The organism is Paraburkholderia elongata (assembly GCF_013177735.1).
GTDB classification, from domain to species: domain Bacteria; phylum Pseudomonadota; class Gammaproteobacteria; order Burkholderiales; family Burkholderiaceae; genus Paraburkholderia; species Paraburkholderia elongata.
The window spans coordinates 1-11,588 of the sequence record NZ_WOEZ01000263.1 but is presented as its reverse complement, the minus strand read 5'-3'; the positions used below and the strand labels follow the sequence as shown (position 1 = coordinate 11,588).

The following is an 11,588-nucleotide window of genomic DNA, read 5'->3' as shown; positions in this document are numbered from 1 at the left end:
CTGATTACCCGATGCGGGTCCGCTCCGGGTTGCCAGCGAGCCGCCGCCCGGTACAATCAATCGAAACACAACGAAGCAGGGCACCATGGAAGAGGACGACATCGTCGCCGTTTGGTCTGAACGCGTGCGTTCAGCCAGCGCCGAAGGGCGCACATTGCGCATCCGTGGCGGCGGCACCAAAGACTGGTACGGTCAGACGCTGGAAGGTGACATCCTCGACACGCGCGCTTATCGCGGCATCATCGCTTACGATCCGGCCGAACTGGTTATCACGGCGCGCGCGGGCACGCCCCTGCTGGAGATCGAGGCCGCGCTCGCCGAACGCGATCAGATGCTCGCCTTCGAACCGCCGCACTTCGGGCCGCAGGCCACCTTCGGCGGCTGCATCGCGGCGGGCATTGCCGGTCCACGCCGCCCTGCCGCCGGTGCGGCGCGCGACTTCGTGCTTGGCGCGGTCATCATGAGCGGTCGGGGCCAGACGCTGCATTTCGGCGGCCAGGTGGTGAAGAACGTCGCCGGTTACGACGTCTCCCGTTTGATGGCGGGCTCGCTCGGCACCCTTGGGCTGATCCTCGAGTTGTCGATCAAGGTGCTGCCGATGCCGCAAGCGGAAGCCACCCTCAAATTCGATATGAACGGCACAGACGCGGTCCGCAAGCTCAACGAATGGGGCGGCCGGCCGCTGCCGATTACGGCGAGCGCGTGGCGGCACGGCACGCTGGCCGTACGGATGGCCGGCGCGGAAGCCGCGGTCAAGGCGGCGCGCACGGCGCTCGGCGGAGAAGTCGTCGACGCCGTCGAGGCGGAGCGCTTCTGGGCCGGCCTGCGCGAGCAGACGGACTCGTTCTTTGCGACCATTCCGCCGAAGGCCGCGCTGTGGCGCCTCGCCCTGCCCTCGATCACCGAGCCGCTGCAATTACCCGGCGCGCAACTGATGGAATGGGGTGGCAGCCAGCGCTGGTGGATCACCGACACCGACGCGCAAACTGTGCGGATGAGCGCCAAACAGGCCGGCGGCCACGCCACCATTTTCCGTACCGGCCACGGCTACGATCGCAGCGCCGGGGTGTTCACGCCACTGCCCGCACCGCTGATGAAAATTCATCGCGGCCTGAAAACCGCCTTCGACCCAGCCCGCATTTTCAATCGCGGCCGTCTCTACCCCGACTTCTGAGCGACGCGATGCAAACCAACCTCGCGGACTTCATTCGCAACACGCCCGATGGCGACGAAGCCGACGCCATCCTGCGTAATTGCGTGCATTGCGGTTTCTGCACGGCGACCTGCCCGACCTATCAGATACTCGGCGACGAACTCGACGGCCCACGCGGGCGCATCTATCTGATCAAGCAGATGGTGGAAGGCGCGGCGGTCACGCGCAGCACCCAGGTCCATCTGGACCGCTGCCTCACCTGCCGCAACTGCGAAACCACCTGCCCGTCCGGCGTGCAATACGGCAGGCTGGTCGAGATCGGCCGCAAGATCACCGAGGAAAAAGTCACGCGTCCGTTCAGTCAGCGGATGGTGCGCCGGCTGCTCGCGAGCTTCGTACCGAATAGCGCGCTGTTCACGCCGGCCATGCGCATCGGTCAGCATATCCGCCCGCTCTTGCCCAAAAAACTGCGCGACAAGGTGCCCGCGCGACAGCGCCCGCTTGAATGGCCGACCGCGAAACATCCGCGCAAGATGCTCATGCTCGCGGGCTGCGTGCAACCGTCGATGATGCCGAACGTCAATGTCGCGACGGCGCGGGTGCTCGACGCGCTCAGCGTGGAAACGCTGATCGCGCCCGAAGCGGGCTGTTGTGGTGCGATCCGTCTGCACCTGGGCTACAACGACGAAGCGCTCGACGACGTGCGCGCCAACATCGACGCGTGGTGGCCGTATATCGAACAAGGTGTGGAAGCGATCGTGATGAACGCGTCCGGCTGCGGCGCCACGGTCAAGGAATACGCCCATCTGCTGCGCAACGATCCCGCGTATGCGGAGAAAGCCCGCCGCGTGACCGAGCTGACACGCGACCTCGCGGAGATCCTGCCGGAGTTCGAAGAGGCGCTCGTCGCCGTGACGCGCCGCCGCGCGATCCATACCGTGGCGTTCCATCCGCCGTGTACCTTGCAGCATGGTCAGCAGGTGCGCGGCAAGGTCGAACATCTGCTGGCGGCGCTCGGCGTGGAAGTGCGTCTGCCCGCCGACAATCATCTCTGCTGCGGCTCGGCCGGCACTTATTCGCTGACGCAGCCCAAGCTCTCGTACGCACTGCGCGATCAGAAGCTCGAGCGGCTGCAGGCGCAGGAGCCCCAGGTGATCGTGTCGGCGAACGTCGGCTGCATTGCGCATCTGCAAAGCGGCACGTCCACGCCGGTCGCGCATTGGATCGAACTGGTGGAGCATATGCTGGCTGCCTGAGGCGATCGATTTTGACGAGAAGCGCGGCACGTGGCTTGCGGTACATCACCGCAAGCGCGTTCGCCTGTCTGTCGGCGGCATAAAGCGTCATGAGGTGGCGGCGTCCGTATAATTCGACCATCGTCTTTCGCTGGACTTCCGGTTCCGTTCCATGCCCGATCTGACTCACAACCTCGAAGCGGTGCAGCGGCGCATCGCCCTCGCCGCACAAGCGGCCGGACGCGACGCGCGTTCGATCGCCCTGCTCGCGGTCTCGAAGACGTTTCCCGCCGAAGACGTGCGCGCCGCGTACGCGGCCGGTCAACGCGCGTTCGGTGAGAACTACGTGCAGGAAGCTATCAGCAAAATCGAAGCGCTGGCCGATCTGCGGGCAGCGCTCGAATGGCATTTCATCGGACCATTGCAATCGAACAAGACGCGGCCAGTTGCCGAGAATTTCGACTGGGTGCATTCGGTCGACCGCCTGAAGATCGCGCAGCGGCTGTCGGAGCAGCGCCCGGACAATCTGCCGCCGTTGAACGTCTGTCTGCAGATCAACATTAGCGGCGAAGCGTCGAAAAGCGGCGTGAGCATTCCCGAGGCCGTGGAAGTCGCGCGGGCAATCGCCGCGCTGCCGAAGCTGAATCTGCGCGGTCTGATGGCGATTCCGGAACCGGCCGGCAGCATCGAAGAGCAGCGCGTGCCGCATCGGCAACTACGCGAGCTGTTCGAACGCCTGCGTAATGACGCCCTCGAACTCGATACGCTCTCGATGGGCATGTCGAGCGACCTCGAAGCGGCCGTGCTGGAAGGCGCGACGATCGTGCGCGTCGGCACTGCGATCTTCGGCGCGCGAGATTACTCTCACTGACCGTTTCACGCCTTTCCTTTCTTGACGCCTCACGGAACCTCTTTCGGAACATCATGAAAATTGCTTTTATCGGTGGTGGCAACATGGCTGCCGCGTTGATCGGCGGTCTCATCAAGCGCGGCGTCGCGCCCGCTGACGTGTACGCGATCGACCCAAACGAAGACGCGCGCAAACGCAATGAGCAGCAATTCGGCATCCAGACCGGCGCTGCCGCGGACGCCGCGCTCGCGTCGTACGACGCCGTCGTGCTGGCGGTGAAGCCGCAGATTCTGAAGAGCGTCGCCGAGACACTGGCGCCGCATCTGCAGGCCTCGCACCTGGCGATTAGCATCGTCGCGGGTATTCGCATGGATGACATGTCGCGCTGGCTGAACGGCCATGCTCGCATCGTGCGCGTGATGCCGAATACGCCGGCGCTGATCGGCATGGGCGTAACGGGCCTCGTCGCGACCGGCAGCGTCGACGAAACTGGTCGCGCGCTTGCGTCGCAGGTGCTGGGCGCAGTCGGCGAAACCGTCTGGTTCGACGACGAAGCGAAGATCGACGCCGTCACCGCAATCTCGGGCAGCGGTCCCGCTTACGTGTTTTATTTCATCGAAGCGCTGCAGGAAGCCGCGCGCCAACTCGGCATGGATGAAGCGCAAGGCCGCGCGCTGGCGGTCGCGACCTTCACCGGCGCGGCACAATTGGCCGCGAACTCGGACGAGCCGCCGAGCCTGTTGCGCGAACGTGTGACGTCGAAGGGCGGCACCACGGCGGCCGCGCTGGCGTCGTTCGATTCAAGCGGGATCAAGGACGCGATCGTGCGTGGCGTGCTTGCCGCCGACGCGCGCGCCAAGGAAATGGGCGACGAGTTCGGCAAGCAGTAAGCGCGGTCTGGGGTTGGCTGGCGCGGAAGAATTAAAACGAAGCCGCCGCGTAATGCGCAGCAATGCCGACAAACAACGCGCCGCCCAACCAGTTGTTATGACGGAACGCCGCGAAGCACGCCATCCGCTCGCGATTGCGGATCAGCGTGTAGTGATAGATTGCGCAGCCCACCGCCGCCGCCCATCCCAGCCAGTACAACACGCCGAAGCCGAGCATCACGCCGATGCCGACGTAGATCCCCAGCGTCACCGCATAGCAAAGCATGATCGCCGCCACGTCGAAGCGGCCGAAGGTCAGCGCCGAGGTGCGGATGCCGATCTTGATGTCGTCGTCGCGATCGACCATCGCGTATGCCGTGTCGTATGCAACCGACCAGAACACGTTGGCCAGCAGCATGACCCAGGCGAGCATCGGCACGTGATCCTGAATCGCGGCAAACGCCATCGGAATGCCGAAGCCGAACGCAATACCAAGATAGGCCTGCGGAATCGCAAAGAAACGCTTCGTGAACGGATACGAACCGGCGACGAACAGCGCCGCCACCGATAGCTCCTTGGTCAGCGTATTCAGCGGCAGGATCAGCAGAAACGCCAGCAGCGACAGACCGGCCGCAAGCGCCACCGCTTCCCATGCCTTGATCTTGCCCGACGTGATCGGCCGGTTTTCCGTGCGCTTCACGTAGCGATCGAAGTCGCGATCCGCGTAGTCGTTGATCGCACAGCCCGCCGAGCGCATCAGCACCGTACCCACTGTGAAGATGACCAGCAGCGGCCACGAAGGATGGCCCTCAGACGCAATCCACAGCGCATTGAGCGTCGGCCACAGCAGCAGCAGGCTGCCGATCGGCTTGTCCATGCGCACGAGGCGCAGATACAGAGGAAGTCGGGCGAACATGGGTGGATTCGGTGAAGTGCGGACGGTGCCGCTATTTTACGGGATGCGGGCGGCAGGCTGCCTTCAGGCCGGCGAGACTGGCCTGCTGGGCGCCGAAACCGAGGCCAAAACCGCAGCCGGGGCCTGAGCCAAAGCTGAGTCCGGATCCGGCGCCGCAAAAAACAAGACCTCCCGCAAAGGCCAGCCCTTCACTTAACGTGTTGATAGAGCGATTGTGATTCCCTCAGATGCCCCGTAAGTCACAGACTTCGGGGCCTTTTCTTTGTCCAAAGAATTTTCTGCTGGCGACCAATCAGAATCTCCCGCCCCGCCGTCCCAAGCTGCCTCCTTGTCGTCGCGCGCGACGACAAGGAGGCGGAGCGCCCCATCAGGCCAAAAGTGACAACCATCATTGGCGGGTTCTATCCTGCCTACGGAGGGGGGGCGCCAACGAGGTGCGCGAATTTTCCACGCAAAATCAACGGTATACGTCAGATATAGAAATAGCGTACCAAATAGTACGCTATTATTAAGATGGTTAGCCGTGGACTGAAATGACATGCACAATCGCGCCATACGGCCGTTGCCGCCCCGATGCTGGACACGAGCTAACTCAGGTTTACCGTTTGAATTCAACGCATTGCACGGATTAATCGGTTAGCGTACAATTTAGTACGCTAACTTATCGAGGGTGGTATGGCGGATTGGCGTTTTTACGGTCGGCGCAGCACGCTGGACCAGCTGCGCGGACTGCTCGAGAAGCCTCGATGGTTCTTCTGCCGGATTCAGGGCCGCCGGCGCATTGGCAAGACGACGCTGCTGCGGGAACTGGCGAGCGTCGACGAAGCGCTTGCCGAGCGCCTCTTCTACGTCCAGATTCCAGACTCCGACCAGATAGATGTCGCCAGCCAGTTCCGGCGCGCGCTGCAAGACAGTCTCTCGAATACCGTCCAGGCACTGGCAAATGACGTGCACGACTTCGCGTCAATGGCTCGCGCAATCGTTACGATGAACCGCGCCGGCATCATCGTGGTTCTGGACGAATTCCAGTATTTCACTTCTCCACAGCTTGCCGCGTTCAACTCGTTCCTACAGGCCGAGGTAGACGTCCTCCGTGAATCGAAGAGCGGCGGCCTCTTCGTGCTGGGCTCATTGCAATCCGAGATGAGCGCTCTGCTCGACGATACGGCGGCTCCTCTGTACGGCAGACTGACCCATTCCTTTCGTCTCGACCACTGGGATTTCGAAGACCTGCTTGCCGTGTACAACGACCATGGCCTGGAAGACCCGTACCAGTGGCTCCTCTTGTGGACCTACTTTGAGGGCGTACCGAAGTTCTACAGAGATGCCTACGGACAAGGGCTTTTCGATGCGTCCTCCGACCAGCTGCGCAACGAGCTTCTTGTCCGCCTGTTCCTGAACGAAGGCAGCCCGCTCTCGGAAGAAGCGGACACCTCGTTCCTGCGCGAGATGAGAGGGCAATTGCTCTCCATCCTGCACTTCGTGGCGGACCACCCGGGCACCGGCCACAACGAACTCGTAGCGAGCATGCAGTCGCCGACCGACACGGGCCGCTCATTGGGTGCACAGCTCAAGAAGCTGGTCGACAACTACGGGATGATTGACCGGCGCCATCCTGTGTTCTCGGACAGTCGCAGCCGCAACGCCCGATACTACGTGACGGATAATTTTTTGCAGGCGTGGATTGCAGTTGTCCGGCCCGCACGGGACGCAGCGCGAATGCAGCTTCGCGAGCGGGTGCTGGAAAAGGCCAAACCTCGCAGCGAAACGCTCGAGGGTTTTGCGTTCGAGAGGCTCATCCGACAGCTACACGTCGAGTGTTCAAGAAAGGGCAAAGGCGACTTTCCCATCACTTCTATCGAGGTGGGATTTTGGAACCGTGCTCGTTCAATCGACCGACTTGTCGAGATTGACGTCGTGGCATTGAACAGCGAGGACAAACGTGTGCGTTTCGGCTCCTGCAAGCGAAGCGCGAGCGCACACGACAACGGCACGCTGACCGCCTTCGAGAATCACATAGCCGGATTCATGTCGACCGTGGAGGGGCGTAAGCTCACCGGCTGGGAAGTCGAAAAGGTGCTATTTTCGCCGACATTCTCCAAAAAAGAGACGTCCGGTCTTGAGAAGGTCGGATATCGCTGCCTTGATTTGAACGCCTACGCACAACTCTTCTGAGCGCTTCCCTGAACGCAAGCGCCAATCGTACCGTTTTCAACCTGTTGCACAAAGGCGCATATTTCGACCTGCGCTCATCAATCAGCCTTGCTCCGCTTAACTACCCCTCAACACGTTAAGTGAGGGGCTGGCCCGCAAAGGGAGGCTTTGTTTGTGTTGCCATTCAACGCAACGCTCAAGCGCCGCGCTGAAATCCTGGGCACAAAGCCCGGAAACTAACGTATCAAGCCAGCATCGAGCGCAGCATCCACGCAGTCTTTTCGTGCGTTTGCATGCGTTGCGTCAGCAGGTCGGCGGTCGGCTCGTCGTTGGCGGCTTCCGTGGACGGGAAAATCGCGCGCGCGGTACGCACCACGGCTTCCTGGCCTTCCACCAACTGGCGGATCATTTCTTCCGCAGCCGGCACACCGTCCGCTTCCGGAATCGACGACAGCTTCGCGAATTCCTTGTAGCTGCCCGGCGCATGTACGCCCAACGCACGAATACGTTCAGCGATCGAATCGACCGCGAGCGACAACTCGTTGTACTGCGTTTCGAACATCAGATGCAGCGTGTTGAACATCGGACCCGTCACGTTCCAGTGGAAGTTGTGGGTCTTCAGGTACAGCGTGTAGGTGTCGGCGAGCAAGCGCGACAGACCTTCTGCGATCTTCTTGCGATCCTTGTCGTTGATCCCGATATTGACGTGCTGTACGGCTTCTTTCTTGGCCATGACGACTCCTTTGAAGAGTGATACGAACCGGTCGGCAGAGTGACCGCGTGCGAATAGCAAACCCGGTACTTCGAGCGCCCGCCAGTTTATCTTAGAAAGCTGCTGCGCTCGTGTGACGGGTGGTCGCTTGCAGCACCCACGGCTTCGCGCTCAATCACACGCCGAGCGCGTGTTGCAGGGCTTGCAGGGTTTGCACGGCGATCACCGCCAGTCCGCTCGAGACGATCGCGAATCCCACTAACTTGCGCAGCATCAATGCCCGCTGCTGTTGCGCGCCGCGTGCGGCTGACGAGCCGCCAATGGTGGACATCATCATCTGGATCATGATCGTGCTTCCTCGATTCGTCTCGTTACCGGCGGGGCGCCGATGCGCCCCGTCCTCGTGCATCAATTTATTTTAACTGCTTACTTCTTACCGCCTTCAGCGAGCTCGGCCATCGCGGCGATCACGCCTTCGGCATAGGCCGGATCGGCGCGGCGGAAATGCTCGATCTGACGCGCGACGATCTCTTGCGGCACACCGTTGATATGACGTGCGATGTTGCCGAACAGACGCTGGCGTTGCGCCGCATCGAAGAGCGCAAACAACATACCCGGCTGCGTGTAGTAGTCCTCGTCCTCGCGATGGTCGTAACGATCGACCGTACCCGCTGCGAGCGGCGGCTCCGACGCGTTGGTGTCCTGCGCGAAGTCACCGAAGCGATTCGGCTCATAGTTCACGTTGCCGCCGAGGTTGCCGTCCGTGCGCATCGCGCCGTCGCGATGGAACGAATGGTGGACCGGGCAGCGCGGTGCATTCACCGGAATCTGATGGTGATTGGTGCCGAGGCGGTAGCGCTGCGTGTCGCCATACGAGAACAACCGGCCCTGCAACAGACGGTCCGGCGAGAAGCCGATACCCGGCACCACGTTGGCCGGCGTGAACGCTGCCTGCTCCACGTCCGCGAAATAGTTCGCCGCGTTGCGGTTCAACTCGATCGTGCCGACGTCGATCAACGGGTAGTCCTTCTGCGACCACACCTTCGTGATGTCGAACGGATTGAAGCGATAGTTCGCGGCTTCCGCTTCCGGCATCACCTGGATGGCAAAACGCCATTTCGGAAAGTTGCCTGCGTCGATGCTCGTGAGCAGATCGTGTTGCGCGCTTTCACGGTTCTGTGCCACCACTTGCGCCGCTTCGGCATCGGTAAAGTTCTCAATGCCCTGCATCGACTTGAAGTGGAACTTCACCCAGAAACGCTCGTTGTTCGCGTTGATGAACGAGTACGTGTGCGAGCCGAAGCCGTGCATCTGGCGGTAGTTCTGCGGAATGCCGCGATCGCTCATCAGGATGGTGACCTGATGCAGCGACTCCGGATGACGCGACCAGAAATCCCATGCGGCGATATTGCTGCGCATGTTGGTGTACGGATCACGCTTTTGCGTGTGGATGAAGTCCGGGAACTTCAGCGGATCGCGGATGAAAAACACCGGCGTGTTGTTGCCGACCACGTCCCAGTTGCCTTCTTCCGTGTAGAACTTGATCGAGAAACCACGGACGTCGCGTTCCGCGTCGGCGGCGCCGCGCTCGCCCGCCACCGTCGAAAAGCGCATGAAGAGCGGCGTTTCCTTGCCGACCTGGGCGAACACCTTCGCCTTCGTGTAACGCGAGATGTCGTGCGTGACCTTCAGCGTGCCGAATGCGCCCGAACCCTTGGCGTGAACGCGGCGTTCCGGAATCACTTCACGATCGAAATGAGCGAGTTTTTCAAGCAGCCAGACGTCTTGCAGGACGACCGGACCGCGCGCACCGGCGGTCATCGAGTTCTGGTTGCCGGCGACGGGTGCGCCGGCTGCATTGGTGAGCTTACGTTCGGACATGCGTGACTCCTGAGTGGCTTTTATCGGGAACAGAATATGGGGAGAGGTACGGCGCGCTGATGCCTACGGCTCATGCGGACAAGGCCCGATCGACCAGTAAGGACAGCGCAACCGTGCGCATGCTGCGCACCGAGGCGGCGAAGATGCCGGTGCTGCCGGTGGTCACGCGGACGGATTGAGCGGCGACGGTTTGGACTGGCTGCGAGTTCGATTGCGTCATGATTTCCTCCGGGTCTTAGGGGATTGGGCAATCCATGGAGGAAACTATAACAACACTATTGAATTATCGTGTTTGATTAATTTTATCTATTCAATAGGGATTGCGGCTATCAGCACCCAAGGCAGTCGTCCGACCGGCCGCCGCGTGCGCGACGGCCGGCCTGGGTGCGGCGTGCCGCTTAGCTGACGGCTAGAGGCAGATCGAGCTTTTTGACGCCTTGCAGATCGCAGGCGTTGATGGCGTCGCAAATGGCCTCGATCGCGGGCATCCGCGTGAAGCTCTTGCGCCAGGCGAGCACGACGCGGCGATCCGGCACCGGTTCGTCGAAAGCGACGTAGCTAAGCAGGCCGGCGTCGATACCGCCGGCGTGCGGCTTGACCTCATGCACCGACATGCGCGGCAACACGGTAATGCCGACGCCGCTCGCCACCATATGACGGATAGTTTCCAGCGACGAACCTTCGAAGGTCTTCTGGATGCCGTCCGCGTTCTGCGAGAAACGCATCAGTTCAGGGCACACGCCCAGCACGTGGTCGCGGAAGCAGTGACCGCTGCCGAGCAGCAGCATGGTTTCCTGCTTGAGATCCTCGGCATCGATCTTCGCGCGGTTTTCCCACGCGTGACCGGACGGCAGCGCGACGACAAACGGTTCGTCATAGAGCGGGCGCTGCATCAGACCCGTTTCCGGGAACGGCAGCGCCATGATGGCGACGTCGATTTCGCCCTGCTTGAGCAGTTCGATCAGCTTGATCGTGTAATTTTCCTGCAGCATCAGCGGCATCTGCGGGACGCGCTTGATCATCTGCTTGACGAGCGTAGGCAGCAGATACGGCCCGATCGTATAGATCACGCCAAGGCGCAGCGGCCCGACCAGCGGGTCTTTGCCCTGTTTCGCGATCTCTTTGATGGCAAGCGTTTGCTCGAGGACGCGCTGGGCTTGCGTGACGATCTGTTCGCCGATCGGCGTGACACTGACTTCGCTGGTGCCGCGCTCGAAAATCTGCACGTTGAGCTCGTCTTCGAGCTTTTTGATTGCCACCGACAGGGTCGGCTGGCTAACGAAACACGCTTCGGCGGCCCGGCCGAAGTGCCGCTCGCGGGCAACCGCGACGATGTATTTCAATTCGGTGAGCGTCATTAGGGGACCAATCAGTGCGATGAGTTCGATAGGTTCTAGTTATACACCTATAGGGTCGGTTCGCCAACCTTTTGGTCCTTTCCCCGCCGGCCAGACGGGCCTATCCGCTATCAACGACACGCCGTCAAAGCCAAATCCTCAAGCCTTCAGATATTGCTCTCGAGCCCCGAGCCAGCGGGCCAGATGCTGCATCACCACCTCGGGATACTTCTCGAGCAAAGCTGCGGCGGCCTCTCTGGCCGGCTCGATGAGCCACTGATCATTCTGGAGATCGGCAAACCTCAACATGGCCGCACCCGACTGCCGGGCGCCAAGAAACTCTCCTGGACCGCGAATCTCAAGGTCGCGCCGGGCGATTTCGAACCCGTCAGTGGTCTCCCGCATGGTCTGCAAGCGCGCCCGCGCCGTCATCGACAGCGGCCCGGTGTAGAGCAACACGCACACCGAAGCCGCACTCCCG

Annotated in this window: 11 protein-coding genes and 1 pseudogene; 5 read left to right on the top strand and 7 right to left on the bottom strand. The window is 61.7% G+C overall.

The annotated features are described in order from the left end of the window. The first annotated feature begins 85 nt into the window (after positions 1-85). From glcE to proC, 4 genes are all read left to right on the top strand, one after another. Positions 86-1,174 (top strand): glycolate oxidase subunit GlcE, encoded by a 1,089-nt coding sequence (gene glcE / locus GNZ13_RS44275; RefSeq protein WP_172176950.1) that lies wholly within the window; start codon positions 86-88, stop codon positions 1,172-1,174. Between the two features lie 8 nt (positions 1,175-1,182). Beyond that, complete coding sequence (gene glcF, locus GNZ13_RS44270) at positions 1,183-2,409, top strand: glycolate oxidase subunit GlcF (protein WP_172176948.1); 1,227 nt, start codon at positions 1,183-1,185, stop codon at positions 2,407-2,409. A gap of 151 nt (positions 2,410-2,560) precedes the next feature. Continuing rightward, entirely contained in the window at positions 2,561-3,259 is a 699-nt protein-coding gene (locus tag GNZ13_RS44265) for a YggS family pyridoxal phosphate-dependent enzyme (protein WP_172176946.1), read from the top strand. Between the two features lie 53 nt (positions 3,260-3,312). Further along, positions 3,313-4,128, top strand: coding sequence for a pyrroline-5-carboxylate reductase (gene proC, locus GNZ13_RS44260; protein WP_172176944.1), 816 nt, complete (start codon positions 3,313-3,315; stop codon positions 4,126-4,128). A 31-nt stretch (positions 4,129-4,159) separates the two neighbouring features. Here proC and ubiA read toward each other — a convergent pair whose 3' ends face one another. Continuing rightward, positions 4,160-5,023: a 4-hydroxybenzoate octaprenyltransferase gene (gene ubiA, locus GNZ13_RS44255; protein WP_172176942.1), complete on the bottom strand. Its 864-nt coding sequence runs from the start codon at positions 5,021-5,023 to the stop codon at positions 4,160-4,162. 675 nt (positions 5,024-5,698) lie between these two features. Here ubiA and GNZ13_RS44250 point away from each other — a divergent pair. After that, positions 5,699-7,198 (top strand): ATP-binding protein, encoded by a 1,500-nt coding sequence (locus GNZ13_RS44250; protein WP_172176939.1) that lies wholly within the window; start codon positions 5,699-5,701, stop codon positions 7,196-7,198. A gap of 223 nt (positions 7,199-7,421) precedes the next feature. Here GNZ13_RS44250 and GNZ13_RS44245 read toward each other — a convergent pair whose 3' ends face one another. The 6 genes and pseudogenes from GNZ13_RS44245 to GNZ13_RS44220 form a co-directional block, all read right to left on the bottom strand. After that, on the bottom strand, positions 7,422-7,910 hold the full coding sequence (locus GNZ13_RS44245) for a Dps family protein (protein ID WP_172176937.1): 489 nt from the start codon (positions 7,908-7,910) through the stop codon (positions 7,422-7,424). 154 nt (positions 7,911-8,064) lie between these two features. Beyond that, positions 8,065-8,235: a hypothetical protein gene (locus tag GNZ13_RS44240; protein WP_172176935.1), complete on the bottom strand. Its 171-nt coding sequence runs from the start codon at positions 8,233-8,235 to the stop codon at positions 8,065-8,067. Positions 8,236-8,315: 80 nt separating this feature from the next. Further along, complete coding sequence (locus GNZ13_RS44235; RefSeq protein WP_172176933.1) at positions 8,316-9,770, bottom strand: catalase; 1,455 nt, start codon at positions 9,768-9,770, stop codon at positions 8,316-8,318. A gap of 70 nt (positions 9,771-9,840) precedes the next feature. After that, a complete protein-coding gene (locus GNZ13_RS44230; protein WP_172176931.1) occupies positions 9,841-9,990 on the bottom strand; it encodes a hypothetical protein in 150 nt (49 codons plus the stop codon). Between the two features lie 178 nt (positions 9,991-10,168). Continuing rightward, the gene (locus GNZ13_RS44225; protein WP_172176929.1) at positions 10,169-11,128 is read right to left on the bottom strand and encodes a hydrogen peroxide-inducible genes activator; all 960 of its coding nucleotides are present in this window, start codon (positions 11,126-11,128) and stop codon (positions 10,169-10,171) included. A 138-nt stretch (positions 11,129-11,266) separates the two neighbouring features. Beyond that, positions 11,267-11,588: pseudogene (locus GNZ13_RS44220) on the bottom strand (ATP-dependent DNA helicase RecG); the annotation flags it as partial.